We start from the raw sequence: 26,375 nt of genomic DNA, 5'->3' as shown, positions 1-26,375 counted from the left end.
CACCGACCCATGGCTGACCGTCAGCATTGGCCGCCGTTAACTTCCAAAGCGTTTCTTCACGGGCGACCACTTCGCCACCCTGACGCACTAGCACGCTCGGAGCGTTGCGAGCTTCACCCCGGGTTTGCCGCACCCGTCGCCGTCCCGTGGCCGGGAGCTTTGACGATTACCTCATGACCCTGCCGGAGCGCCAATGAAGCTGCGGCAACCGCGGCCTCGAACGCCGATTCCTTGGTTTGATAGACATTCTCTGCCTTGCCGTCATGGCTCACTCGCCACTCCCCTGCGTAAAGCGCAACAATGCCGGCGGTCAGTTCATGGCCGTCAAAAAGTCCGCGAAGAAGTTCAAGGGCGTGCGGAAGGAGAAGTGATGGCCAGGCAATTTGAATTAAGCCCCAAGCCTCCCGCTAAACCTGAAAAGCCCGCGCCTGTGTTGCAGGCTCAGGCAAGTTGGCGGGGTTAACCCCAGCGTCAGACCGTCTTGGCACCATAAGCGCGGGCCCTACTTCGGATATCGCAGGAATACCGCGCGCCCATATGACGACCATCCTTGAAGGAAGAACGCCGCCGAACTATGCCGCCTTAGGCTGCTTGAGCCGTTCGTAGGCCGAGATGGCACGGTTGGTCAGTATCAACTGCCGGCGCTCACCTATGCGAACGGCGTGCTCTACGTTGTTCAGCAGGAATTTGCTTGTGAACTCGGGATCGTCGATCTGACCCGTTCGCTCCAGGTAATTCCAGGCAATCTGGATCGAATTTTCCATCAGGGGATACACACTCATGGGAAGGAAACGCCCCTAAGCCTTCCCCGTTCCTTTTTTCAGGCCTTTGAATGAACTTTGCCGTAACAGCCCTTCCGAGGTGATGTCCCGAAATTCCACATCCGCCACGAATGAGGGCTCAACCCATGTCGCCTTGGGCTTTTTAATAGATTTGGTCAGTTTGGATTTCGGGCTCACCACGGCGTCGAGGGCGTCCCTGATCTTCCGGGAGGTGGTTCGATTCCAACCTGTCCGACTTTGCCCATGTAGACCAGCTCTTTGCCCTCCCTCTTACCGAGGTACAGCGCAGCAACCTCGGTGGGATCATCTTTGACGAACCCGATGACCGGGAATTTCCCCTTCTGGACGGGTTTGATTTTCAGCCAAGCTTCGGTTCGCTCCGATCGGTACGGGGAGTCACCTCGCTTGGACACGATCCCTTCCCAACCGAGTTTGGCGGCGTGCTCGAACATTTCCTGCCCGTCGCCGGCCAGATGTTCGGAATACAGAACCGGAAGGCCGATGTCGTTTTCCCCGACAAGGTCGGCCAGCATCTGCTTGCGTTCGAGCTGAAGCAGTTTCCGGAAGTCGCCATCCCTTCATAAAAGGTCGAAGCCATAGAACACCAGCCTGCCTTGATCGCCGCGGGCGAGTTCGGCCTGGAGTTCTGAAAAATTGGTCCGGCCCTCGTGGACGACCTCCACTTCACCATCGATGATGGCTCGTCCGGGAATATCGAGCGCCGGCGATTAGAGAAAATCGCTTCGTCCAGTCCAGCCCTTGCGGGTGCAGACCTTCTTCTTTCCGACGCGTATGAGCTCTGCGGCGGCCGAGAAATCGGCGATGCCCGGATTCATCAAGCCGCAACTGGCCACCCTGAAGAGCAAGGCTCCTGCTGGCCAAGACTTCGCCACGCTACGCTCACCAACAGGACTGCAATACTAAAACCCGCAAACCGGCAAAGTTCAGTAAACAGGTCAGGTTTAATAGAGCAAGCGCGGCCCCAGGAGGATCAGCACCACGATCACGATGGCGGCGATGAGGCCCCACGGTCCCTTAGCGTCGAAGTCGAAGCCGGGGCCTTTGGGCCTTAAGCGTATTTGCCCTCGCGCATTTCCGATTTAATTGTCTATAGGGGATCGACTGGTTTACGGCCGAAACGAAAGAGGCCGCCAACTTGAGGCGGCCTTCTAATACAACGCAAGCGCAACGGCAAAGCACGCAATCAACGTTGCTGTGCTTAGCGAGAGGTAGACGAGAGCCTCGTCCTTGCGCTGGTTCAAATTGTCCATGCGATGTTTATGCTCGGATCGCTGCTTTGTTCCGACCACAGGGGATTGCATTCTCCGCATGAGAACACCTTTCCCGGTCGAAGAACTTGCGACTAATGCTTGCGGGTGAACTTCGCGACCTTCACGGTGCCTTGCCATAGCTCTACGTCGTGGCCGTCCACTAACCGCTTGGCCTGCTCTCGGGCCGTAGCCTCATCGGTGGCTGTCAGGTCGAAGCGCTGTTGAATGTGGCCGTCCGAGCCGATGGTGTAGGCCCTGTATTCTTGCATCTTGCGCCCCGCATTTGGGGACATTTAGAAAGGGTCTAAACCTCTTGTCCAGTTACTTACATAACGACGCCGCGCGTAATCACCGTGGTGAGCAGCGCCGTACTTAGGATCGCAATAATGAGACATATGCGCGCTGCGATTGAGTACGAAGTGAGACTTGGTTGTTCCATCACGGCACGCGCGCTCCCTCTGGCCGGTGATGCCGATGGCAACGAAACGGGGCGGTTAAGGTTCCAGTGGGGATCTTCGCAGCCACTTGCCGTTCGCCTGGATCGTCGGGCACGGCACGGTTCCGTAGGAGCAGAATACGCAACAGTCGAACGCGTCGGGTTTCAGGCGAGTGCCGCAACCGGCGCAGTCATAGAAAACTGGCATGCATTGGTCCATTGGTCGCATTGTCTCGGTCGCTTGGTGCTGAAGGCCGTGCGGTGTCCGAAGTCTGTAGATTTCATCGACGGCCCTCGAGCCGCAAAGATCGGCATGCAGCTGCCGCTACCGCTGAAAGAACTCAAGCGATTTCGACTGCACATCCCAGCTACAGCCAACGCTAACGGCATTGGAAAAACTCACTAATCACGTCACGATCGCTTCGCAGGTCGGCTTCAAGTTCTTTCGACAATGACCCGGAGCAAACACACGGTAAGCGGATCAGTTACCTCACGCGACAGAAATGATTACGCACGATCTGCAGTTCCTGCTCTCCGACAAACCTGCGCCGAGACGGGTAACTTGTTTCGCTAAACGTTGCCGCTAGCAGCCGAGTGCTCGTGCTTGATAGGCGAGCTCTCGCTGAGTACCGCACTCACGTCCGGTTGCTCTGGTCCGTTGGCCCTCTGACATTCGCACGGCATCCCGGCACCACACTGACAGCCCAACTCTTGATCCCACGCGCGGTCGGGATGATTTTCGCAAACCCAGCCGAGGCCGAAACACGCTGGACAATTAGGGTCGATCACTTAATGCCTCTCACTAGCCTCTGCGACTTCGGCCTCGTATTGCTTAACCTTCACCAGAAGCGCATCGCGGAGCGTTCCCGGTGCCAGCAAGGCTGCCTGCTTGCGCGCCTCTCTCGCGCACTCGGCGGCTTTCACTTTCTTTTCCGGCTGCTTAATCAGCGAGCGGTCCGGCCGCGCCTTTTTCGTCAAGCTGTCCATTGGCGTATACCTCTAAAGGAAAACGCGACTAGGAACCCTTCGTTCCTTTTGACAGGCCCTTGAACGAACTTGCCCTTAAAAGCCCCTCAGATGTGATGTCGCGATAGTCAATGTCTGCGAAAAGCCGAGGTTCAACCCATGTCGCATTTGGCTTTTTGATTGGCTTACTCAATTTGCTCTTTGGACTAACGATCGTATCAAGCCGTTTTCGGATTTGCCCGGGATCGTGTGGGACCATCCGGTCTCGACCTTGCCCCGTGTCGCAACCGCGCGGCATCAAGCGGCTCACATTCAACGCCAAAGCGTTCGGCCGCCAACTCACTCTTACGCCACTCGGCCCGGCGCTTATGCTCAATCGCCAACGCCTTACGCGTTTCCACGTCCAGAATGATCTGATCGATCTCGCGGCCATCCAGTGTCCGCTTGGTGCGCAGCACCGTGGACAGCACGATTATGATATCGCAAGGGCATCAGCAAATCTCGCGCGGCAACGTCGCAGTGTGCAATGAATGTCTGGTGCCCCTTCGCTGGAGCAGATCAGCGTGGCCGGCTCGCGCCGTAAACATCCGTCGAGCTTACGCGCGCGACCCACATTCAGACTAACTCTGATCTATGGCGCGATCCCGTCGCAGGTCCGCCTCAAGCTCTTCGACAATGACGCGAAGCAAACACGCCGCAAGCGGGTCAGTAACCTCACGCGACAGAAACTGATAACGCGCGATCTGAACTTCCTGCTCTCTAAGCCGGCGATTTGTCATGGGTTGTGCCCTCCGACAAACCTACGCCGAGACGGCTAAGTTGTTTCGTTAAAGTTTTCGGATCATTTAAGATGGTTTCTAATTGATGAATCAAACGATGGCGCCCCGCGAGCGTTGTTGCCGAGCTACGCCTTGGCGTTTGATTACCGCCGCGCGTAGATTCGCAGCGGTCTGATGGCGCAACGATCAACGATAACATCGACCAACCATCCATCATCAACGCGGTAGCTGGGTGCGCGGTGAAGATCACCAAAATACCGCTCGGCCTGTTGCTTTCACGCAACCTTCTGTTTGAACTGAAACGATAGTGTTTCGGCTTCGGATCGGAGGTGGCACATGTTCGACGTGTACCTAAACCATAAACGTGATCTGCTGGTGGTGAGACAGGGATCGTCGATACCTCTCGGTGACACGCCGGGGAGATGGCAAAAGAGAAAGCGGAGGGTCGCGAGCGTTAGCGACGAGATTAGATGCACCGTTCAGAGGCAGGGCTATTACATGCGGAAGCGAAGTGAGTTGAAGCCAAACTAGGATTGTGAGTCCGGGTTTTTAAGCCGGTGGCTGCAACTCCTTAGAAGCCACCCAATTGTCCATTTTGGCGTAGGACCGATACAGCCGGGCTTTCTCAATCAGGGCATCGCGCTCTGGGCTTGGTGGCATCGCGTCGGCTCGGCGAGAGCACTCTTCCGCCATGCGCGCATAATCAGCTGCTTTCATTTGGTCCCCCGTTTTGTTAGTATGAGAATCTTGGCCAGAAATCCGGGCGGAACTTTGCCGAAAATAAAGCCATAGGTTGCGTTTTCTTGCTTCCCAGTGCTTCGCGCTCGTCGATCGCCCAATGCCTAGGATCCTAGCGGCGCCCCTGCTGTCCAACGCAACACGTAGCGGCAAGCTTGCACCGCGCAACCCGGCGCAAGCCCGGTGGGTAACAAGTCAGGGCAGAGGATTTACGGATCTCGGATCGGCTCTGCATGCGAAGTCTGGAACAGACGCGTGCTCGGCTTGCCACTCCCTGTTCCAAGGCCAAGGCTCAACGCTGGTGCTTCTATCTTGAAGTCAAATGTCTCGGCTGCAAGACGCATCACATGGTGCGGCACTATCGTGCGCAGACCGCTGTCTGGCGGCGATCACAAGGCGTTCGCGGGTCGGACCAATGCTGGTTTAGCAAAATCAATTGCAACAAGCGACCCTCACCCCGGGTGACGATCAAGCCGAGCCAGAAAGCGATCGCCAGCGAAATGAATAGGCGCATCGCGCGTTAAGCGCGCACCTGGTCAGTTTGGCCGCGGCGCTTCGTCGGCGAGATCTCGCGACATGCTTGCATCCGTCGCGTACTCGATGCTTAGAAATCTCGGCTTAATCACTTCACAGGAATAATCGCCTTCAACGCCTCGTCGCCTGCCGCTGTTCTGCAATAGGTTCGCCCGTCAGGCTGCTTCTTTATCCAGCCCTTCACCACCATATTGGCGATAAGAACCTTGCCCGCCGGATACAGCTTTTCTAGAGGAAGACCACGGGTGAGGCTCAACTTCTGCAATACTCCGCGCTCGTTAGCTTGCGGAATGTGGGGTGGCGGCGGTGGCACTGTCGGACCTTCGGTTATTTCTTGAGAACGCCCGCGTCTGTATTGCCAAGATTTTGCGTGGCTGCTTTTGCTGCGGGAGTATCAACAGCATTGCCGTGCTTAGCAGCAGGCCCAGGGGCGGTTTGGCGGCGCGCCGAGGTTATTTCCGGTCGTCCCGCGGTTGAGCGCATTTGAGGTATTCGGGCCAGGCGATCCGCCGGTCCCGCTGATGGTGCTTCCGTTCGAAAGAGTGGAGCCGGCCGCGCCGCCCGCCCCTGTCGATCCCGCGCCGCCGGCCGAACTTTGCGCGCAGACGAGCGAACAGGTACTGAGGTATAGGGCCGCAACTACTGACGCCGTTTGCATATCCGCCGCTCCTCCATCAGATGTGGAAGCCCAGCTCCTCTTGCCTGCCGCCGGAGCGATAATTTGCGGCAACGAGCTTCGTTCCTCGGCTCAGAAACCAATCTTTGTCCACACCCACGAGGGCCAGTATCGTCCGATCGGGCTTGTCCCCCAGACATTGATAATTTGCGGAAAGCGAACAGCCGCGCTTTATGGTGACCGATGAGCACCAAATCTCGCGAGTATCTGTTCGGCTCAAGCGTTCGGGCGAAGTTTGACGAAGCAACCAGGGCGCGGAAGAATGCAGATCGCCTCGCCTGCGAGGCGTGGAACGCGCGGATGTTGGGTTTCGGGGGCCGGCGCAACCCTCGCTCTTGATTGGCGACGCTTTGAACGCGGGCTACGGCTACCTCGAAGTGAAGTGCCTCGGATGCAACACCAACCAAACAGTTGCCCTCGACATCATTCGCCGTCCGAAGACGACGCCGGTGCACGAGCTTGAGCGTTACATGCGCTGCAAGGAATGCTCTGAGCAGCGCCGATATCCCTACAAGAGAAGTCAGCTGATCGCCCTACGACCGACCAAGATCTCGGCGGACACGCCCGCCTCCGAAATGTGGCCGGGCGATCGGGATTGAAATGTGCAATCCCTCAAGCTGCAATTGCAGCTCTTCGAGTGGTCAACTACGTCGGCAATGTGCCGCGAGCAAGCGATGAGCGGTCAGACGGTCAGGCGGCGCAACGCTGACTGAACAGCCCACACTCAGTGTGCAGTATCTGGCCGGAGGAGGTGAACCGGAAGAGCATCCGCACGGGGTCGCCTTCATAATTTCGATAGTCAAGACAAACGCCGTCAGCGGTGAGCGTCAAGTTGTCCATTGCGAATGCCGTCGAAGACGCCATCGCAAGTTTCGGTCCCCAGTAAGCCGCGATGGACGCTCGTCCGATGAGGGTCACACCATCGCAGCCGCATTCAAGCGTCGCCCGCTCGTCGTACATGTCGACTAGGGCTCCAAGATCGCCGAAGCGACAGGTATCAAGCCAGTCTACGACAATAGCAAGAGGATCGAACTGGTCGGGTGACGTCACCATCGATGCCCATCCTAAAACGACCGCGCCTCCCCGGTCGCGCTGTTAGTCGGTTCATCATGAACAGTCGTTGAACGTCTTTTCGTAATACTACGGATGTCGCGGGTCATAGCCTCTCCCAATCGTATTCCGGACCATCCCGCGCCCATCGTGCCTAACGACCAAAGAGAGCGGGAAGTGCTCAGGATGCGCTGGGAATGCCGGCGCCTCCGAAGCCTGCACGACATTCGGACCGCCACAGAGGATTCAGTGGCTCAGATCCGTGAAGCTGCCAAGTCCGTTGTTAAAAGAGTCCGCCAACCGAGGCGGCCTTCAATCGAGAGATTTCTTGCGCAGTTTTTTTGATGACCTCGCACAGGCCGTGCGGGCACTCCTCCTCAACGATTGGGAAGGCTTGATCCGTGCAGAGCGCCTTATCTTTCATCTCGTCGGCGGCGTACCGCTCACGGATACGGCGCAGTATCTCTTCCATTGAGATCGGATGATTGGAGTTGTCGGTCATTTGGCCACGTTACGGCTCGGTCATTAATCGATCCTTGCTCGCAAACTCCGTTTACACTCGGAGAACTACGGACCTAGCTGTTGAGTTGGTGGAAGGTGGCAATTTTCGCGGTGCCTAGCCACAGCTCAACGTCGTGGCCATCAACTAGTAGCTTCGAGCGCGCTCTGGCTACCTCACCAAATCAACCCGGCGCTTAATATGGCCGTCCCGGTGGTCGATCAAATAGGCACGGTACTCTTTCATCACTGCCCCCAAGACAGAAGATACTAGGTACGAAAACGTCAGGCCGTCTGTCCACTATCGGACTTAATTACCCGCTTCTGAGTATGGACAGCGCCCGGCAGGAACGCGGAGGAGCAAATGCCTAATTGATGGGAGGATCTAAATTGTCGCACCTAGTCGCGGTTGATCTAACTCTCACTACCTCGCCGTGATAGGGAGCAACAAACTTTCACTTAAGCAATACCTCGGAAATAGGCGTTTGTTGCTGCGGTGCGCCTAAAGCACCAAACGGATGAGTTGGAAGCATCGGTATATATCCCTTGATCGCCTGCAGGACAGGAACAGAGCCTCAACAGCTTACGTTATTCATTTGTACTATTTGTTTGTGAGGCCCGTCCCATGCGCCCTATTTTTGGAATAGTTGCAATCGTATCAGTACCCGTTTGGTTGTGCGTAAACGTAGATTCTGCTTCAGCGCAGACCTTTCTTGATCGATGGTCTATCATTCCAAAAGCGCACGCAGAACCGGCACCCGAGGCACAGGACCAGCCCAAACAGGATCCTCCGCTTGAGCAACCTCCGACCGGAGGGGAGACAGTTCGTCGTTCGGAAGAGCGCTCAGCCCCTCGATCTGTAAACCGGGTTTTTTCTGGAAAGGCCTCTTACTATTCATATCCGACAGGAAAAACAGCGAGCGGTGCCCCGTTCATTCGGAATTCTCTGACCGCTGCCCACCGCAACCTACCGTTCGGTACAAGAGTTCGTGTAACTGATCTTGCGAGCAGCAAGTCCGTAATAGTTCGTATCAACGACCGGGGACCCTGGGTTCGCGGCCGGGTCATCGACCTTTCACTCGGCGCTGCGCGTCATTTAGGGATTACGGACCGTGGCGTGGCGCAGGTTCGCGCTGAAGTACTATAGCTTGTGTCTGCTAGCGGAAATCTCGCAGCAAGATGAAGCGAGCTACAGGGTCACGGTTTGACCGGACCACGGCGACTTCCGGTCTATCCCCGGCGAGCGGACATTCTCAGGATAGGCAGGTATGTCTGAGCAGGTATGTCTGAAAAGTGCCGATTTTGTTGCAAAAGTCAGTTGAGACAGGCCGCGAAGCGTGATTCCGTTGAGGTTACGCGATTCTCGGTGAGGTCGATCCATGATGGGCCGTCTGCAGAGTGACCAAGGTCAACTGTTCTACGAGTTTCGTCTTGGCGATGCGGTCCCCGAAGATCATCTGGTGCGGAAGATCGACACTGCGCTCGATCTGTCGTGGCTTCGCAGCGAGCTTGCGCCTCATTATTCGTCGATGGGTCGTCCATCGATCGACCCGGAACTGATGATCCGGATGCTGGTGGTGGGGTATGTGTTTGCGATCCGCTCGGAGCGATTGATCTGTCGTGAAGTGCAGGTGAACCTGGCCTATCGCTGGTTCTGCAAGCTCGGTATCGAGGATGCTGTCCCGGATCATTCGGCGTTTTCGCGTGCCCGGAACGAGCGTTTTCGCGAGGGGGATATTTTTCGCCGGGTGTTCGAGCGGGTCGTCGAGGCGTGCATTGCGGCCGGTCTGGTTGGCGGCGAAGGCTTCGCCGTCGATGCGAGCCTGATCCAAGCCGATGCCAACAAGCAGCGCTCAATCGCAGGTCAGGATTGGCGCAGGGATCGTGATCCGGCGAGATCAAGCCGCGCTGTGAAGGAGTATCTGGCGACCCTCGACGATACGGCGTGGGGCGCCGCCAGCGACGTTGTGCCAAAGTTCGTCTCGCCGTCCGATCCCGCGGCCCAGTGGACCGGGGCGCACAAGGGGCCGGCATTCTTCGCTTACTCCGACAACTATCTCATCGACGTGAAGTTCGGCGTGATCGTTGACGTCGAGGCCTCCCGCTCCATTCGACAGGCCGAGGTCGGCGCGGCAAAGACCATGATCGAGCGAACAGAGGAACGCTTCGGCCTTAAGCCGGAACGGCTTGTCGGAGATACCGCTTACGGGGCAGCTCCGATGCTGAACTGGCTGGTCGAGGAGAAAGGCATCGCGCCACATATCCCCGTGTTCGACAAGTCGAAGAGAGATGACGGCACCCTCTCGCGCAGCGACTTTCGATATGATCCGACCAGCGACGTCTACCACTGCCCGGGCGGGAAGCAGCTCGGAACGAGCGGCACCGTGCACGAGGGCAAGACACTTCTATATCGCGCCAGCAAACTCGACTGCGATGTATGTCCGCTCAAACCGCAATGCTGTCCGAAAGACCCATCGCGCAAGATCCCGCGCGACATCCATGAACACGCCCGAGACGTTGCCCGTTCGCTTGCGGAGACTGAAGCCTTCGAGCAGTCACGCCGTGAGCGCAAGAAGATCGAGATGCGGTTTGCGCACCTCAAGCGCATCCTGAAGCTCGGCCGCCTTCGACTGCGCGGTCCACGAGGCGCCCAGGATGAGTTCGTTCTGGCTGCCATCGCCCAGAACCTGCGGCGGCTCGCATCGCTGGTTGCGCGACCGCCACCCGCTCGGGCTCTCTGTATTGCGTAAGCGTAATAGTTGCGTAGAGAGTGTCAGGGTCGAGGGACCAAACCCCGTCGCCCGAAGTCAAATGGCCGAACGACATCATCGGTCACAGCCGACTTTTGCAACAAAATCTGCCAAGAGGCGACATTGAGTTGGCGTCACGCCCCCGGCGGCAACTCAATCACCTGTTTCGGATATCGAATACCGACGGCGCTCAGAGCCGTGATCGGAGGCGCCGCTGGAGAACTCTATTGTGGAACCGGCCGGTAGATCCACTCGCGCCAAACGGTCAGCAACGCCGCCATGATCACAGGCCCCAGAAACAACCCGAACAACCCGAAGGCAGCAAGGCCTCCGAAGATTCCGACAAAGGCGAGAAGAAACGGGAGACGCGCCGAGCCGCCGACCAGGGTTGGCCAGACGAAGTGATCGAGGGCAAGCATGACGATCGCGCCCCAGCAAAATACGGCTGCGGCTGCGAACCCACTGCCGCCGCCGGAGACCAGGACCAACGCCGCCGTGGTGAAGGCGAGCCATGCACCAAACGGCAGCATCGCGAAAGCCGTCGTCAGAATCGTAAACATCACCGGATTCGGTACACCTGCGACGAAGAAGCCAACGCCGATCAGCAATCCCTCGCCCACGGCGACGAGAACCGTGCCGTTCACCGTGCCGCGCGTGGCTTCGACCATCTTCTCGACCAACCCCTCCCCGGCATCGCCGATGAGACGATCACACGTCTCGAGGAAACGGCTCGCGACGGCGCGACCGTTACGGAGCAGAAAGAACAAGGTCAGGAGCGAGAATAACAACAGAAACAGCCGATGAAGCAGCTGCCCGCCGAACGTTTTGAAAAACTCCGACGCATTATCCGCATTGACGGTTTGAAGCCAGGCGGTGGCAGCTCTCGGGTCCGAGAGGTTGGCGCGCCACCATGATTGCATACTTTCCGCAGCAATCGGCAGACGAGTGACCCAATCCGGTACTTCAACCCCGCTCTCCTTGGCCTGCTTGAGCCAACTCACGAGCACGTCGCCTTGCTGCGCGATCTGGTAGACGGCAAGCGACATCGGGGTGAACAGGACAAGCGCAACGATTGCGGTGAAGATGAATGCGGACAGGCTGGAGGGACCTGAGGAAAAGCGCGCCGCAAATTTGAGATACAGCGGCCACAGGGCGACCGCGAGAATCGTGGCCCAGATCAGCGCCGGCAGAAAGCCCGCAGCGGTCCATAGCGCGAGGCCAAACAGGACTAGGGCAAGCACGACCCGCGCGTTCATGCGCGCGCCCGCGCCCAACGGAAGGGGCTTTCTCTCCGTCCTGGCAGGCGCTTCCTCGATCTGCTCGGACGGCCGCTTTTTGGACGCGGCTGAACTCACTTTTCCTGCCATCAACTGTCGCGCCCCTATTGTCATGAAAGAACTGCAGGACGGTCGTTCGGTTCCCGCTGGGAAACAGTGGCAATCCGACGAAAGACGGGCGCTCGCGACGGGAAGCCAATCTAATTAGTTCAGTCGCGGGACAGTCATTCCCTTCGGGTCCCTCGTGAGCTCAATCGGCGCGGACGGCTCGCTGCCATTCCGATTTGGGTCAACAGGGCGACCTTGGCCCGTCATCCCAGTTATCCGGTCTAACCCCGTCAGCGACCAAACGAAGGGCATCCAAGCGAAAACCGTCTAGTTTGCCGTGTCGCCAACGGCGTCTGCCTCGACTACCGAAACCTCCGTGTGGCTGCTTTCCCGTTCACTCCTCGGGCAGCATACTGCACACTGAATGCTGCCCGTTCCGTCAGCGTTATGCGGCCTGATGCCCTTACCCGCTTCCCTCGCTTCACCTAACCGGCTGCCCCGAGTCGGGAACAAGTGGCAATAGGGCGCGTTTGAACCTCGTAGGCATACCGAGGAGAAGAACATGCCAGCACTTATCTTTGGGCCGTTCCTGCTGTCGTCACTTTAGGTGGCGCGAGCTATTTCCTGCTTCGAGCCGTCCTCTAGCACCTTGTTTTTAACGAAGCTTAGACACCACTGGAGGAAACCATGAAGAAGCTTCTACTTTCGACCGCTGTCGTCGCCTTTACCGTCACTTCGGCGTTCGCGCAGACCACCGAATTCTACGTCGTGAGGGACACCACGACCAAGAAGTGCACCATTGTCGACAAAAAGCCGACCACGACCACCACGACGATTGTCGATAACGGCACGTTCAAGACCCGGACCGAAGCCGAGACTGGCATGAAGTCCATCAAGGTTTGCTCCGAGAACTGATTGTAAGAACGCAGACCCTCGACGGGCCACCAAGTTTCCCCGCTTGCCGTCTGTCGACTTCTCTGCGCAGCCCTGCCGAGCACCCCACTCGGCAGGGCTTTTCTTTGGCTCAAGCAAAATTCAGCGGAACACCGCGCCCCCTATCCTCGTTGTGGTTAAAATTTTACAAAGAGGCGGATCAATGAAACGTAACCTGTCAGCTATCGCACTACTGCTTCTCCTGGCAACAGGTGCTCGCGCAGAGGAAGCGACGGCGCCGAGCGACAAAGCGAACACCCCAACGGAGGACTGCTCGAAGCAAGTGTGGCCGAATTTCACTCCGTCATGTCTCCGCAATGCCGGACAGCACGCAACGAACGTTCGCCTGGTTTCTACGGAGCGCCGCTAACGCCGGGAACAACCGGCAATCGATCTTGTTGGCTCCCCACAACGCAACATTGGAGAATGACGTTATGAAGAAAGTAGTACTGGGAAGCCTGCTGATTGCCCTCGTGAGTTCAACCGGAGCGTTTGCACAAGGCGGTGCCGCGACTGGTGCGGCAACGGGCGCTGTCGGCGGCGCTATCGTGGGCGGCCCGGCGGGTGCTGCAGTTGGCGCTACTGTCGGCGCAGTGGCGGGCGGCATCTCGGACGAGACCCGTCCGCGCTTTCGCACCTATGTATCCGGCCAGAAGCACGGCTCGTATCGTTATGAACGCGAAGTCCGAGTTGGCGCTGATTTGCCCTCGAGCGGCGTGACCTATTACGAAGTGCCGCGCGAATACGGCGTCACCAAGTATCGCTACACAGTCGTCAATGATCGGACGGTCTTGGTCGATCTAGGTACTCATCGGATCATCGAAGTCATCGATTGATAAATGCGGCCCGCTTCGGCGGGCCGTACTTTTTCGGCCTTATGCGTTCGGCTGCAAGGACATCCTCACCGCCCAGAGGGAGGCGCATCCCTCGCGTCCTCGACGTGGGCAGATAGAGTACCGGCCATATCAAGGCGGTCCGCTGGTCCGAAGTCCGCTCTGGGTCAAAAGCTGCCTCGACAGCCCCGCAATGCCACTTCCTCTTTGCTTCGACGAACTGACATTTACCGACCGGCGCCGCTGGTCCGTTTCGTACCCGAAACTGCCGGCCGGCCCACCGATAGCTTCCATCGCTCGTCAGGATCACCGGCATCGCGTTCGGGATGGATCAGTGCGACCAACGGCAGGAGACGTATCATGCGTAATCATGACTTCGTGTCCGACGGTTTCCTCGCGCTAATTGTAACCGCCCTTGTGATGTTGTGTTCAGGTTGGCTCGTTCTCGCGTTCAGCTAGGCACTCAATCGCGTGCACGAGGGAAACTAGCTTCCTATCCGGCCGCGATTGAACTGGCTGACGTGCTTGTTAAAAAACGGCCCCAGCGCGGGGAAGCAACTGGAGCCGTCAAGACTTAACGCGGGGCCCAATATGGACCTCAGAGTTCGCGAGCGTCTGTACACTTGTGAACGCAGGAACTCAGTTGTGCGGCGTTGCCAGACGCGCGGAGACTCGTTTCTCGCGCCACTCGAAATAGGCGGTACGTTGCCTCGGGTATTGGCGACATCCTTCGCCCGTATCGGGCGGGCCGAGCGGCACACTGGATCAGTGAAAGAGTCTACCTCACCTGCCAAATCCGGGTCGCCGATAGCGAGTGATGGGAGGCACGAACGTCTGGATCGAGATTCGCGTTGATCGAATGGGCCCGCCTGGGGAACGATAACCCAGCATCTGCATTTCCCATCAATGCCGCACTATCATTTTGAATTAGCGAATGGACATCGGATTCCAGACCCGCGTGGCCTTCATTGTAGAGATAACGAGGATGCAATCGCCAAAGTGCACCAAATTGCGGATGCGATGGCCGCTGAGGTCGGCGAAACGCCTCGTTGCCTGGTCGTAGTGGACGATGAGGGAAACGATCTCTGCAAGGTGCCGATTGCTCCATCACTCTCACCCTGATGTCGTGAAACTTGCGATGGTTGGAAGTAGGAACAGACCTTGGACGGAGGAGGATGATCACCGGCTGCTTGAATTGCGAGACAGCGGCAGATCTTATCTTTCGATAGCGGTGGCCATGAGACGCTCGGCCTCTGCGATTAGAGGTCGTCTGTGTATTGTCCGGGCTCGGGTGAGATCCATCCCAGAATCGCTAAAGGTCGATGCGTAGCGCCACGTTCTAGCCCACCCGCCCGCACAGTGCTTCAGTTCACTTTTGAACATTTATCGGAACGCGGATGGCGCAAACGGCCCCGGCGCGGAGAACGCCACGCTGCACCAAGGGACCGCCAACCCAATGAGGGTTTTCTCCCGGTTGGAGGCTGAGGAGTCACCGGAAGCGCAGAGTCGATTCCTGCGGCGCCGGATCGTTCCTAACATCAAGAAGAAAGCCCGCCGCTCAACCGTCGGGCCGCTCCGAACAGGCTAAGGCGACACGGGCGTTACACCGTATGGCCTTTAACCAGGACTGTCCCGCCCTCGCAAGGTTTCCGTCGCCGTCAGCCGACCCTCAGATTCTCCGCCGACATTTTTCCGCGATTTTCCTTCACTTCATAACTTACTTTGGTGCCTTCGTTCAGATTGCTGAGGCCGGCCCTCTCCACGGCCGAGATGTGGACGAACACATCATTGCCCCCGCCGTCCGGTTGAATAAAACCAAAACCCTTGGTCGCGTTGAACCACTTCACCGTACCTGTCGCCACGCCCGTTCTCCCGTTGCAAAACAATGCCCAGCCTAGGTCGGCGGCCGGTGTGCGGCAAGAAGAACCCACTGTTACTGCCCCCGGCGGGTTTTCTACGCGATACTCTCGCCGCGGCGGCTTTGGGGCTTCGGATTTCGTGCACGAGGGCCGTCTTTTCATTAAATCAGGGCTCTGTCCGAAACCGGACATAGACCGAGCCGTTGAATTGGTATCACCGCACGGTTAGTGGCTTATATTGGTGATGAGAACGCCAGTTGCGCTCCCGCCTTCCTCAGGAATGGAGCAGCCCCATGTAGCGACGCCGTTTCAAACAGTCCGAACCGCTCGATCAACGTCTATCTCACGAAGCTGAACGCCTCCGTAAAGGTAGCCCAAGGCACGCGCCCAGGGATCAAGCGCGACAATCTAATACGTCAGGTTCGCCAGTTGGAGACCGCCTTGGAGGTCCAAGAGTGGCTACGGTGCCGGGCCTGCAAGTGCGCCGATGATGCCAGAGTATCGTGCTTACATTGTAGGCGAGGACGGGCATTTCATCGGATACGAGCCGCTAGTTTGCGCCAATGACAGAGAGGCCACGGAAACGGCTGGCGCGGGAGGGCGACGAGGCCATCACCATCGGCGCCTAAGACAAGAGAAGGGCAATCAGCGCCAGCCGGGCTAGGACCAGCGAGCCATATCCCGCAATACCGAGCCAATCGATGCGTCCATTCATACCGGCATGCAGATCGTAGGAAATCCGGGATTCTTGACCTAAATCAATAAGCCCACCATTGCCCGTTTTTCCCGAATCAGGAGAACTGTTGAGTGGGTCGCTTTCCGGGGGATGGAAAAACCCCGCCGGTTAGGGCGGGGCTAAGTCGAGGTAGCATCGCTTCTTTAAGCCCGCGTGAGGGCTGCTGACAGAGTAACGATGCGGTCGGTATAGTCGACCGCCTTTCCTGCATGCTTGCCTACTTATCCCGCATGCTTCCCGATATAATTATGCGGCCTGAGCACCATCGGCGCTCGCCGGAACAAAAACTAAGCCCCGTGTCTTCCCTCCTCATGGAGCACCGCACGGTCAAGTACGACGTTCGCGAGATCGAGCCCTCCAGATGGGTTTGGATTATCTTCGCGGCTAGCGAACCCAATAGTCAGTCCCGCCCTATTTCTCAGTCGAGAGGCCGCCGTCGCAGCCTGCATCAACGAAATCAACAACGGGATCGAGCGCACCCGCACACGCGGGCCGTAATCCGCGCACCCTCGGCACAAACGGCCCCGGCGCGGAGAACGCCACGCTGACCAAGGCCGCCAACCCGGTGGGGGGTTTTCTCCCGGTCGGAGGTTCGGGGCATACCGGGAGCGCAGAGTCGATTCTTAGAGCGCTCAGGAGTTCCAAAGAAACGGCCCCAGCGCCGCGCGGTGGGCGAACACTGGGGCCGACATTTCCTCGAATGAAGCTCGGGGGGACGTTGCACCATTCGGTCTTGCACAACTAAGCGAACCGGTCAGGAATTGTTCCGCTCCTCTTAGCGGTCGGCCCATTTCGACATTCCTACGGAAGATAACGTCTCGGTGAACGAAACCCATTGCCTTCCCCCACGCAGTCGTCCGGAAACGAAGCCGGAGCAGTCTCCTCGTCACTGACAACAGGGGATTTCAAAATGATTGCTCTCACAGTCACCGCCATTTTAGCCGTCTGTGCCGGAACATTGATCGCGCTGGCATTGAGTGAACTCGGCCCCGATCTAGTCCTTGCCGTTGTCAGCCTCGTATAAGGGTCCTTTGCACGGGCAAAGAAAAACCCGCCGGTAACTGCCCCCTGACGGGCCTGTTATTGCGTCTCATGCCCACAGGTCGGACGCAGAGAGCCTTGGTCGGGATTACCCCGGAATGGCTGCAACTTTGATCGAGAATCCTGGCCAAAATAGTTTAAATGCGGGTTCTTGACTGAAGCCGGCCTTCGCCTAATTTTTTCCCGCGGGGCCCGTCCCCTCTCACCAAACGAAAGCTGGCGACCGTCTGAGGAATGACGACGATGATCGGCGAACAGTTGGCCCGCTTGCGCGCGCACCGCAATAATATCAGGCGTTACCGCGGGCTACTCAAGACAATCCTGACAGACTTAGAGCGCGCCTTCATCGAACGCCGCTTGGCAGAGGAGCAGTCGGCCTTTCAGGCGTTGGCTACAGGCACGTTCCCCCTCACACTCACTTTGCCTTCTGACGTGTGCACCGAACATTCAGCTACGTAATTTGTTGAGAGGAGATCGTCTGGACGCGACACGGCGTCGAAACCCGGCGATCTCAAAGTTTAGATTCGCATTCCCGCCGGTAGCAGCAAGCTCATAGCGGGCCCGCGTGACCCCCGCTCCGACCGACCGCGCAGGCAATTAACTTCCTGATGGCTGCGCTGCTCCCTGGGCCAACGAACGCTGAAAAGGCAAAGAAATCGAACTCGAAGGGTTCACAAGTGAACAGACCGGCCAGGAACGGCGCGCTTAATTCAGTTCATTGCGTCTAGCTGTGTAAGACTTGCAAGCGACCCGATAGCGCTCCCGCCGAACCGGAGAGTGCGCGATGATCCGCTACTACTTCGACATCGTCATAGATGATGATGTAACGGTTGATGAAGAGGGTGAACTCCTTCTTGATGTAGGTTCGGCACGACAAGAGGCTGCCCGAACGTTAGCTGAAATTGCGCGCGACCATCTCCTCTTAGAGCGGACAATCGCACACTTGTCGATAATAGTGCGAACCGCTAAGGGCCGAGTTTGCGAGGTCATCTTTCAGTGGGACCCGAAGTCTCTGCAGTGAAGCGCCCCGACGCGAAGCTTGCGAACCTTCTTAATTCCTCGTTGTGCTCGTTTGCCTCGGCGCTATTGCGCAGCGATTGATGGTGCTGACCCGGCGCGTGGTGCTGGGGCTAAAGGCTAAGCCCCCATCCTTATCTAGCGATTTGCCCCTTCGATAATCTCCGAGCTGCGCAGAGAAGCTGGCCCCAGCAGGGCGGGAAGCTCGCTGGGGCCGGCCCATCCCGCAACGCCGAAAAAAGCGCCAACGGCGACCAAAGTTAGCGCAACTTCGTTGGATCGTTCCGAGCTACTTTGGAGCACCTCCGCTGCCCCTTCGTAAACAAGCCGTCCGTTTGGAACAGCTGGGCCGGGCAGTAGTTTGAAAATTTCATTCTAAGTCTGTTTTTTTACCGTGGAGTAAAATTGTGAGTGACGTGGAAGAATTTAACAGACTAGTCGTCGGCGCTCGCTTCAAGATCAGTGAACTCGGAGCCGCTCGATTGCGATCGCTGGCCGGCAAGACTGGGATCGTTGTCGAGGTTTTCCGAAGCAATACAGGCGTCACCGTGCTATTCGATGGTGCCAAAAGCCCAACCTGCCTGTACAGGGATTTCATCACCCCGATCTCGCGTAACGCATCGGCATCGGCGCCGGACTATAGCTCCGCCGGCCCTAGCTCGGAGTCACACACCCCATTGTAATCAAAGCGTCACAGACGTGGGGCAGGCTTAGCCCCGCCGGGATTTAAAGACCCGGCCGGGGAAATGCCGATGCCGCCAGAGCGAATATACTTCGCTCTTGCCCGCGTTGCGCGGTGAGAAGGAATTAAACCCCTCGTCAAGGGACGACAAATGATTGATCAACAGTTGGCTCGCTTGCGTACACACCGCAGCAATATTCAACGCTATCGAAACCTATTGCAGACCAGCTTGACAGAGCTTGAGCGCCAGTTTGTCCAAAGGCGCTTGACCGAAGAGCAATCCAATCTGGAGAGGGTGGTCACTTCCCTTCCCAACGGGGTGAAGGGCGCCCCGCCTCCTCTGGCTTAGCAAAGCGCTACGCGTCGCCAAGCGGGCTTAAATGCTGTCACCGCCCTGCAACACGCGGAATGTTCCGCTTCCTGGAACACTGATTATGACTCCACCACTCGAGTGTCTTGCGGCAGCTTCGACGTTATCGGGACTGGGAGTATTGTTATTGCACTGACAATCAGTTTTCCCGGACAAGGCCGCAGCGCGCAACGCCTGCGGCCTTTTTCATTGGCCACAAAAGCCGACGCAAATTACCGTTGAACCGGCGGGCATGCTTGCGTCTAGGTATCACGCCGACCACTTATCTTCTTCGCGCCGGGCTTCGTCGTCGTTAAGACGTTCGGCAATGTCACCAGCAACAGCCGGATCATCGGTGTCTGCAATCGGAGCGCCGTCTTGCTTCTTGATCTTTTTACCGTCGGCATTCACCGGAAAATCGCCGGGCTTCAGAGGCTTTTTGGGAACTGACATCGCGTCCTCCTCTTGCGCGCAATCGCCCCGGTCAGGGCGTAAGCGCACCCAGATCTACTCGTCTCGAGATTTCCCGCGCTCCGACTCTGCCTGCAGCCAGAACTCCTCGTCCCGGCCAACCGGGCGGCCGTGCTGCTCCCATAGTTCGTGAGCGCGCGCTCTAATCTCTTCCTTAGATCGCCTAGCAGCAAGGTGTTTTTGCAGTTTCTGTCTTAGTTCATCGACCCAAGCGGTAAGGCGCTGATAAGTCGTCTGGTCTGTTACGCGAGAGGCTATACGGCTCGCTTGTTCAATCTTGCGCTCCAGGTCGCGGGGGTCTTCGAGCTGGTCCATGGCCAACCTCCGTCCATATAAGACGGCCCGGGCCGGAAATGGTTCAGTTTCCTCACCTTGAAGGAATCCATTTTCCCGGCGCGCTTCTTATCTTCCGATCGTTGTTTGGTTGCGTAAGGAATTGGCCCGTGAGTACTCCCAAAGCCGTAAAACACCGTCGCTTAGCGCTCATCGAACCCGACCAAGACAAAGCGCGGTCGCTCCACAAGCTCGCTGAAGAGTCCGGGCGAGCAAGGTATCTTCGTAACGGCAGACTGGCGGGCCCGCCCCTCAAGGGCGGCAACCGCGCCTCAGCCTGTTAATGATTAGACGCCTTAGAACCTGCGATGGTGGGAAATAACAATAGGCCTTGGACTGAAGACGTGGCTGCTTGAATTACGAGACAGCCGCAGATCTATCTTTCGATAGCAGTGGCCATGAGACGCTCGGTCTCTGCGGTCAAGGGTCGTCTGTGTATCGTCCGGGCCCGGGCGAGATCCAGCCTAAACTCACTGAAGGTCGATGCGTAGCGCCGCGTTCAAGCCCCATCCGCCCGCGCAGTGCTTCAGTTCACTTTTGAACATTCATCGGAACGCGAATCGCGCAAACGGCCCCGGCGCGGAGAACGCCACGTGCACCAAAGGCCGCCAACCCAATGGGGGTTTTCTCCCGGTTGGAGGCTGAGGAGTCACCGGGAGCGCGGAATCGATTCCTGCGGCGCCGGATCGTTCCTAACTCATCGAAACGTCCCGTCGTTAGGCAGGGGCTAAAGTTGATCGTCTTGGTGACGCTGCTTTTTGTAATGGACTGGCCGGGCCGTTTGGAACGGTCGCGGCGGTCGTGAATTAGCGAAGCGTCGTGCCAACCCCGTGCACGATAGATCACTTCCCAGATGGCCCTGGATTACGCGCTCCAGGGTCGTCATTTTTTGAGGACGGTCTGAATTAAGCGGTGTTAGGGTGTGCTCATGGCTAGCTGGAGTGCCCGCCGTGAAGGACTACCAAAAACAATTAGAAAGGCTCAGGGCCGACGCGGCTGAATGCAGACTGATTAGCGACCTCGCCACGGACCCGGCAAAGCGGGATCTGTTTGACCGACTGGCCTTGCATCTCTCAACCCTTGCCGATCAGGTTGAAGAGGCCTTGCTTCATTGGAAGCCAACGCGAACTTAAGAAGTACGGTCGCCTGAAGCGATGAAGACCAACCAGTAAATAGCTAGGACCGCTACCGCTAAAACCACAGACACCAGCGCCCAATCGCGTTTCGTAAGCAGTTCAAGCAGATTTGGTTCGCAAAGGTCCAAGGGCTAACGGGGGCGTTGCATCGAGATAAATGAGCAGCATGCACGGAAACCGAATAGCGGTAAGTGCACAAGTGAACAGAACTCTGGACTTGGCCGCGCGTTGTTGTTCCACCAGAAATTAGAGCAGCGCCATGCAGCCACGCCGTTTCGCACCGCAAACAATCTCACTTGATGAGCGCGCCAAGGAACGGGCCGCGCAACTTCTCGAGAAAGCTCAGAGCACCCCACCTGGGGCTGAACGCGATAAGCTCCTACGCAGGGCGCGCCAGGCTGAAATTGTTTCCCATATGCAAGAGTGGCTTTCATCCCCTGGCCTACGACCGCCCAGATAGGCGCGCTCAACACCCTTCGACCATGATCAGCATTACCGACCTTCAGGTAGGCCAGCGCGTCGCGCGGGACGACGTCGGCGACATCGGCACGATTGTCGAAGCTGACGGCGAGATCAAAGTGAAATGGGATAGTGGCCGGACCAGCTATCACCGGCGCAAAAGTCGTGCCAAAATCCAATTAGTAGAGGAGTGAGGCGCCCTGCTTGCGTAGTGCGGCTGTTCACATGGGACGGGTTTCGACTGAAGTGTTCTCTTCGCCTAATCCTCAGTACGACGGAGGAATTTGGCAGGATGAGCAGGCAGCAAATGGAAATCAGCAGGTTCGAAATTTCTTCCGTGTTCGTCGGTAATAGAAGTTTTCCAACCTTCTTCGATGAAGATTTTGGCCTTGGCTACAGCGATAAGGGCACTCTCTCTTGTGCTTCGTATAGTTTCGTCGCCACGTTCTGCGACCACTTTATAGGTCAAAGTGTTACTCCCGGTCGTTCTTCACATATGACTAAGGCCATGCGGGCGTTGCACCGCATGACCTTTAGCCGGGACTGTCCCGCTCCTCGCGTGATTCCGTCTCCGCTTGCACTAACCGCGGACGGGCGAAGACGTTCCTGACGAGATCGGTGCAAAGGCAACGAAAAAGCGCCGGCGGGATCCTGATAAGTTGACTTGGCACCCTAGACTATGACAGCCAGGGATTATCGTCAAAAGCTATAGCTCGCCACAAACGCCTCTTTCATCCTCACTACGAGGAAGTCCTTCTGACCTTCGCCGTACCTAAATCTGCCAGCGGTATATACGCCCGCTCGTCCATCAACTTGCTGACATCAGGCTGCTCGAGGCCATTGGCGCGCTGGCATTCGCACGGCATGCCCGCGCCGGTCCCACCTTGTCCGGGTGGTTCTCGCATACACCCAGCCAAGGCCAGCGCAAATGGGGCAGTCGGGATCTATCACTTCGCGAGTCCGCGGAAAATGACATCGCACGTGCTGCACACGGATTGCTTACCCCGAGTTCGCCGCACCCGTAGCCGTCCCGTGGCCGGGAGCTTTCACGATCACCTCATGACCCTGCCGGAGCGCCAATGAAGCTGCGGCAACCGCGGCCTCGAATGCCGATTCCTTGGTTTGATAGACATTCTCGGCCTTGCCGTCATGGCTCACCCGCCACTCCCCAGCGTCGCCAACGATTTCGTAAGACGCCAATCCCATTGTCAGCTCCTAATGTGTTCCGGACTTTTGCCATTTCTCAAGATCGATCTTGGCTCCGTCGTTGCGCTGCTCTTTCTCCGGGTTGCCTTTCCATGGCTTGTCCGTCTGTGCGTGCGAGCCTTGATCGGTGCGTTGGCGAGCGTCGTCTTTCGGGGTTTCTTTGCTCATGGTTCCTCCTTCTAATTTAATCGCTTAGCCGCCATCCCGTTCCAGTGTGAGGGAACGAATCAGCAGCGTTTCGCTTGAATCCCGGTTCTGCAGCGGAGTTGCGTCGTGGCGTTTCAGCGGAAGAAACCGGCGGCGATCGGCGTCAAGGCGCCGTTCCCCGGACATTGAACCCGCTCTTGCCACCGTCGGTTAGCGTCCCGGATGGCGAACGCTGGCTTCACGAGATCAAGTTCGACGGCTACCGCGTTCAGGTCCACCTAGCTAACGAAGCGATCAAGGTCTACACCCGGCGCGGCACCCGCCGACAATCCTTGTGCTCGCGGATCAGCTGATCGAGTGAAGCCCAGAAGCGTTTTTGGGGGGATGCGTTCTCATAAACGTCTGGGTCTACGTCGACACGAGCAAGCAGTCGGAGATGCCGACCATCTGCAGGCATTCGCGGGGACAGTAGCCCTCGCGCCAGAACGAAAGATTGCGGCCAACTGCGGCAGCCACTATTGGTTTAAGATGATCCTGAGCACACATGCGGTCGTTGGGGCGGCTCTTGCCACTCTGATGCCGTCCCACCCGGTCGCCGCATTCGTGGCGGGCTTTGCAAGCCATTTCGTGATCGACTCAATCCCTCATTGGGATTATTCACTCAGATCGAGATCGTGGAGAGCCGGCGCTCGAAATAGTTGGCGAATATCCGCGGCACGGATACGCGATTTGGCCGTGATTGGCTTCGACGCATTCGCGGGCCTAGTTCTCGCAGTCGGAATCTTTGGGACGAAAGCCAACATGGTCGCTGTACTGGCTGGTGCCGTTGGGGGGATGCTCCCGGATCCGCTAAAGTTGGTTTATATGCTTTATCCTCGCCAGCCCTTGGCCACCCTTGTACGCTTTCACAACTGGATGCACACCAAGCGCAAACTTGATTGGCCTCTTGGTGTGAGCTCCCAGATTGCCATTGCATCCGCAGTTATCGGGGCGTCTGTTGCCGTGCGATTGGTAATCTAGGGGTTATTGCCGGCGAACGCCGTCCCGGCCTGACCAATCGAACGGAAGCTTCTCCTGGCCCTCGTGCCATTCGATCACGCTGAAATTCATTCCTCGCTTCAGCATCTCAGCTTCAAGGTCGGCTGCATGCTTTTTCCAGTCCGGCGTGTCGCGGACCTTGAATTTTGGCTCGCCGCCCTCGCGCTCCACCGCGTCATCGGCAGCCAGCGCTCCCCGGACGGCTTCGTACATCATGGTGAGGCTCTCATTCGTAAATGCCTGGTAGTCCATCCACCCCCCACGAAAAAAGGCCGTCGCGGAATTCCCAGCGACGGCCTAGTACTCGGTACGCGCGACCATCCAAAAGGTCAGGATAGAGAGTGATACCGAAGGGTTAATGGGCGGTTACGGATCCATTCGCGACCGAAGGCGTTCCCGAGCCGTCTGGCGTGCCCCGCAATCCGCGGCCGGTTGCGCTTGCGCATCGGCGCCGGCGCTTCAATTCCTTCCGCCGGCAATGCACAGAGCAAAGGACACGTTCGGATAGATCTGACCGTGATCTAGATCAACGGTTCGCCTATAGCAGTAGGCGCTGATTGAAAGCCATGGATCGTGACCTTCCTTACTGTCGGCTTCTCTTGGTCTGGCTGGGGTGTGTTCAGGGCCGGCGGAAATACAAGCGCAATATTGGAGTTGAACTCGCAGTCAATGCGCTCGTGATTGCGAAGTATCTCGACCACATAGTGTTGTTTTCCGGGGACGGCGATTTTCTGGCCTTCGCGCCTGAGCACGCTGTTTCAGTGGCGCCACGATCGATATGGCGAGCATAAACCCACACGTCCAGTTATTCTGGTGCAGGGCGCAAGAATTAAGTGAATCGCGATTCGTTCAGGTCGGCACGATCCGGTCCACGCACGCTGCGCTTGAGATTGTGTAAAGCAGCTCTGCACCCTCTCCCAACATAGAGGCTAGGAACTAAACGCTTCGCCCAATGGTTTGAAGCTCTGTATGCAACGCGATGGACAAATGTCGGATATCAAAAAGCTCACTTGGGCACAGGTTGGGCGTGTCAAAGATCCAGGCCGATACATGTTTAGGTTCGGCTGGCTGACGATAACAGCCGAGGATTTATGGGTATGGGAGAACAACCCAACCGCAGCTTTCACTCTCGTCCGAACCCTAGGCCGCTCAATAGAAACCGATGAATTCCGGCTGGGAACGTTCGAACTGCGAACAGCTTCGAATTATTCCGAAAGCGAAAAATAGCCACTCATTTTCGGACGCTTCCCCGCGTCCGTCGGCACGAGAAACACTGGCCACCCCGCAAACAAGCGCGGTCAACAGGTCTTTTGTTCCAACACATCAACGCTGAAATACCGTGCGGCTTGCTCACCAAATCGCCTTGCTCAAACTTGGCATCCGCGCTTCGATCCATCCTGCGGGTCCTTGGCGCGACACCTAGAGACCCGAGCTTTAGCCTCGTACCATCTTTCCTGCATGACCCCCGCCCTCTACCAGACCGGCGGGGGGTCCCGCTTTGCTTTTTTCCTCGCCGTTGTCCTGGTGCGGTATTTGGCGTGTCGCGTCGCAACACCACGTTGTGTTCATGGAGAAACAGGATTCGACTCCACTTCGAGTCGCTCTTGCCTCATAACGCATTCACCGATCGGCGGGAGCAGACCGCATGCCATGCGGAACTTCTGAACCCGAGAAACGGCGTCAGCGCGGGGGCGGGCTGAGGCCGTCTTTTCCGGCTACGCGCTTGGCGGTAGGCGCGCCCATCCACGCTAGACCGACCTCGCCACGGCTCAAAATTAATTCGATTTCGCGATGCGGCGTCGCGGTGCGAACCAGCCAACCGGGCCAGCGCCGTCTGTTGAGTAATCTGTTCACTTTTGAACGTTGCGCGTCGGGCGCCTTATCGTTCGCTCGCCCGCGCTGGTTTCGAAACTCCCGGCTTTTAGAGATATGGGCTGAGGGCGAAGGGGGAAATAAGGAAGGACTGATGGTCCGAAGGATACGTGATGGACGGAAAGATATTCGACAGCGAAGGACTTTACGTCGCCTACGTCCTCGCGAATGCAGTTTATGATCTATCGAGCAACAAGCGATACGCGTTAGGGTCAAAATACCTACAACCCGACCGGGCGAACTAGTAGAACACCTCAATTAGACAGGCACGGACAAGCGGCTGGCAGGTCGACGACGAATTGTTTCCGAGAAATAATCCAAAGTCGCCAATCATTTACACCATTAACCGACGCTAACGTTCACGGGCTATGCTCGTGAAGCCGCCGAAATTTGTAAAGAAGCGTGGCTTCGGTCCGAGTTTACCAAACTCACTTCATGTTGGAGACCGCACTTCCTGA

At 57.5% G+C, this 26,375-nt stretch carries 27 protein-coding genes and 2 pseudogenes; 10 read left to right on the top strand and 19 right to left on the bottom strand.

Annotated elements, in window-relative coordinates:
* Positions 1–113 precede the first annotated feature (113 nt).
* The 9 genes from ABIE49_RS29330 to ABIE49_RS29290 form a co-directional block, all read right to left on the bottom strand.
* Positions 114–314: a hypothetical protein gene (locus tag ABIE49_RS29330; protein WP_192740619.1), complete on the bottom strand. Its 201-nt coding sequence runs from the start codon at positions 312–314 to the stop codon at positions 114–116.
* 258 nt (positions 315–572) lie between these two features.
* Positions 573–782 carry a hypothetical protein gene (locus tag ABIE49_RS29325; RefSeq protein ID WP_354067046.1) on the bottom strand — a complete coding sequence of 70 codons (210 nt, stop codon included), beginning with the start codon at positions 780–782 and terminating at the stop codon, positions 573–575.
* Positions 783–797: 15 nt separating this feature from the next.
* Positions 798–983: an ATP dependent DNA ligase gene (locus ABIE49_RS29320; RefSeq protein ID WP_354067656.1), complete on the bottom strand. Its 186-nt coding sequence runs from the start codon at positions 981–983 to the stop codon at positions 798–800.
* A complete protein-coding gene (locus ABIE49_RS29315; RefSeq protein ID WP_354067045.1) occupies positions 956–1,315 on the bottom strand; it encodes a DNA ligase-like domain-containing protein in 360 nt (119 codons plus the stop codon). The genes ABIE49_RS29320 and ABIE49_RS29315 overlap by 28 nt, the downstream gene beginning before the upstream one ends.
* Before the next feature lie 830 nt (positions 1,316–2,145).
* Positions 2,146–2,322, bottom strand: coding sequence for a hypothetical protein (locus ABIE49_RS29310; protein WP_192740581.1), 177 nt, complete (start codon positions 2,320–2,322; stop codon positions 2,146–2,148).
* Between the two features lie 225 nt (positions 2,323–2,547).
* Complete coding sequence (locus ABIE49_RS29305) at positions 2,548–2,769, bottom strand: GDCCVxC domain-containing (seleno)protein (protein WP_354067654.1); 222 nt, start codon at positions 2,767–2,769, stop codon at positions 2,548–2,550.
* A gap of 509 nt (positions 2,770–3,278) precedes the next feature.
* A complete protein-coding gene (locus ABIE49_RS29300; protein WP_192740580.1) occupies positions 3,279–3,476 on the bottom strand; it encodes a hypothetical protein in 198 nt (65 codons plus the stop codon).
* Positions 3,477–3,504: 28 nt separating this feature from the next.
* Positions 3,505–3,714 carry an ATP dependent DNA ligase gene (locus ABIE49_RS29295; RefSeq protein ID WP_354067044.1) on the bottom strand — a complete coding sequence of 70 codons (210 nt, stop codon included), beginning with the start codon at positions 3,712–3,714 and terminating at the stop codon, positions 3,505–3,507.
* A 1,880-nt stretch (positions 3,715–5,594) separates the two neighbouring features.
* Positions 5,595–5,771, bottom strand: coding sequence for a hypothetical protein (locus ABIE49_RS29290; protein ID WP_192740579.1), 177 nt, complete (start codon positions 5,769–5,771; stop codon positions 5,595–5,597).
* Between the two features lie 594 nt (positions 5,772–6,365).
* On the opposite strand from ABIE49_RS29290, the pseudogene ABIE49_RS29285 reads away from it, so the two are divergent.
* Positions 6,366–6,781 (top strand): annotated as a pseudogene (locus tag ABIE49_RS29285) (hypothetical protein).
* Positions 6,782–6,872: 91 nt separating this feature from the next.
* Here ABIE49_RS29285 and ABIE49_RS29280 read toward each other — a convergent pair.
* A complete protein-coding gene (locus ABIE49_RS29280; RefSeq protein ID WP_192740578.1) occupies positions 6,873–7,235 on the bottom strand; it encodes a Cif family virulence factor in 363 nt (120 codons plus the stop codon).
* Positions 7,236–7,515: 280 nt separating this feature from the next.
* Positions 7,516–7,734: a hypothetical protein gene (locus ABIE49_RS29275; protein WP_192740577.1), complete on the bottom strand. Its 219-nt coding sequence runs from the start codon at positions 7,732–7,734 to the stop codon at positions 7,516–7,518.
* A 621-nt stretch (positions 7,735–8,355) separates the two neighbouring features.
* Between ABIE49_RS29275 and ABIE49_RS29270 the strand changes: the two genes are divergently transcribed.
* Complete coding sequence (locus tag ABIE49_RS29270) at positions 8,356–8,877, top strand: septal ring lytic transglycosylase RlpA family protein (RefSeq protein ID WP_192740576.1); 522 nt, start codon at positions 8,356–8,358, stop codon at positions 8,875–8,877.
* A gap of 232 nt (positions 8,878–9,109) precedes the next feature.
* The gene (locus ABIE49_RS29265) at positions 9,110–10,480 is read left to right on the top strand and encodes a transposase (RefSeq protein WP_354066552.1); all 1,371 of its coding nucleotides are present in this window, start codon (positions 9,110–9,112) and stop codon (positions 10,478–10,480) included.
* A gap of 224 nt (positions 10,481–10,704) precedes the next feature.
* Here ABIE49_RS29265 and ABIE49_RS29260 read toward each other — a convergent pair whose 3' ends face one another.
* Positions 10,705–11,736, bottom strand: a complete 1,032-nt coding sequence (locus tag ABIE49_RS29260) for an AI-2E family transporter (protein WP_354067043.1) — start codon at positions 11,734–11,736, stop codon at positions 10,705–10,707.
* 756 nt (positions 11,737–12,492) lie between these two features.
* On the opposite strand from ABIE49_RS29260, the gene ABIE49_RS29255 reads away from it, so the two are divergent.
* From ABIE49_RS29255 to ABIE49_RS40105, 3 genes are all read left to right on the top strand, one after another.
* Positions 12,493–12,720, top strand: coding sequence for a hypothetical protein (locus ABIE49_RS29255; protein WP_192740464.1), 228 nt, complete (start codon positions 12,493–12,495; stop codon positions 12,718–12,720).
* A 452-nt stretch (positions 12,721–13,172) separates the two neighbouring features.
* Entirely contained in the window at positions 13,173–13,574 is a 402-nt protein-coding gene (locus tag ABIE49_RS29250) for a DUF1236 domain-containing protein (protein ID WP_192740465.1), read from the top strand.
* A 903-nt stretch (positions 13,575–14,477) separates the two neighbouring features.
* Positions 14,478–14,693 carry a DUF6894 family protein gene (locus ABIE49_RS40105; RefSeq protein WP_502915933.1) on the top strand — a complete coding sequence of 72 codons (216 nt, stop codon included), beginning with the start codon at positions 14,478–14,480 and terminating at the stop codon, positions 14,691–14,693.
* Positions 14,694–15,229: 536 nt separating this feature from the next.
* Here the strand turns inward: ABIE49_RS40105 and ABIE49_RS29245 are convergent.
* Entirely contained in the window at positions 15,230–15,433 is a 204-nt protein-coding gene (locus ABIE49_RS29245; protein WP_192740466.1) for a cold-shock protein, read from the bottom strand.
* A gap of 2,008 nt (positions 15,434–17,441) precedes the next feature.
* Here ABIE49_RS29245 and ABIE49_RS29240 point away from each other — a divergent pair.
* Together ABIE49_RS29240 and ABIE49_RS29235 are read left to right on the top strand one after the other, a co-directional pair.
* Positions 17,442–17,666: a hypothetical protein gene (locus ABIE49_RS29240; protein WP_502915932.1), complete on the top strand. Its 225-nt coding sequence runs from the start codon at positions 17,442–17,444 to the stop codon at positions 17,664–17,666.
* Positions 17,667–17,991: 325 nt separating this feature from the next.
* Entirely contained in the window at positions 17,992–18,228 is a 237-nt protein-coding gene (locus ABIE49_RS29235; protein WP_192740467.1) for a DUF6894 family protein, read from the top strand.
* 1,297 nt (positions 18,229–19,525) lie between these two features.
* On the opposite strand, the gene ABIE49_RS29230 is transcribed toward ABIE49_RS29235, so the two are convergent.
* Together ABIE49_RS29230 and ABIE49_RS29225 are read right to left on the bottom strand one after the other, a co-directional pair.
* Entirely contained in the window at positions 19,526–19,708 is a 183-nt protein-coding gene (locus ABIE49_RS29230; protein WP_192740468.1) for a hypothetical protein, read from the bottom strand.
* Between the two features lie 54 nt (positions 19,709–19,762).
* Positions 19,763–20,041: a DUF2934 domain-containing protein gene (locus tag ABIE49_RS29225; RefSeq protein WP_192740469.1), complete on the bottom strand. Its 279-nt coding sequence runs from the start codon at positions 20,039–20,041 to the stop codon at positions 19,763–19,765.
* A gap of 1,636 nt (positions 20,042–21,677) precedes the next feature.
* Between ABIE49_RS29225 and ABIE49_RS29215 the strand changes: the two genes are divergently transcribed.
* Complete coding sequence (locus ABIE49_RS29215) at positions 21,678–21,848, top strand: hypothetical protein (protein ID WP_192740470.1); 171 nt, start codon at positions 21,678–21,680, stop codon at positions 21,846–21,848.
* Between the two features lie 65 nt (positions 21,849–21,913).
* On the opposite strand, the gene ABIE49_RS29210 is transcribed toward ABIE49_RS29215, so the two are convergent.
* The 4 genes from ABIE49_RS29210 to ABIE49_RS29190 all read right to left on the bottom strand — a co-directional run bounded on the left by ABIE49_RS29210 (position 21,914) and on the right by ABIE49_RS29190 (position 24,297).
* Entirely contained in the window at positions 21,914–22,123 is a 210-nt protein-coding gene (locus ABIE49_RS29210) for a hypothetical protein (RefSeq protein ID WP_192740471.1), read from the bottom strand.
* 530 nt (positions 22,124–22,653) lie between these two features.
* Positions 22,654–22,860: a DUF2188 domain-containing protein gene (locus ABIE49_RS29205; RefSeq protein WP_192740472.1), complete on the bottom strand. Its 207-nt coding sequence runs from the start codon at positions 22,858–22,860 to the stop codon at positions 22,654–22,656.
* Between the two features lie 9 nt (positions 22,861–22,869).
* Positions 22,870–23,028, bottom strand: a complete 159-nt coding sequence (locus tag ABIE49_RS29200; protein WP_192740473.1) for a hypothetical protein — start codon at positions 23,026–23,028, stop codon at positions 22,870–22,872.
* Positions 23,029–24,030: 1,002 nt separating this feature from the next.
* Complete coding sequence (locus tag ABIE49_RS29190) at positions 24,031–24,297, bottom strand: hypothetical protein (protein ID WP_192740474.1); 267 nt, start codon at positions 24,295–24,297, stop codon at positions 24,031–24,033.
* A 371-nt stretch (positions 24,298–24,668) separates the two neighbouring features.
* Between ABIE49_RS29190 and ABIE49_RS29185 the strand changes: the two are divergent.
* Positions 24,669–24,776, top strand: a pseudogene (locus tag ABIE49_RS29185) (NYN domain-containing protein); the annotation flags it as partial.
* Positions 24,777–26,375 lie beyond the last annotated feature (1,599 nt).

Source organism: Bradyrhizobium sp. OAE829 (assembly GCF_040546575.1).
Taxonomy (GTDB): Bacteria; Pseudomonadota; Alphaproteobacteria; order Rhizobiales; family Xanthobacteraceae; genus Bradyrhizobium.
This window is presented reverse-complemented; position numbering and strand designations above follow the sequence as displayed.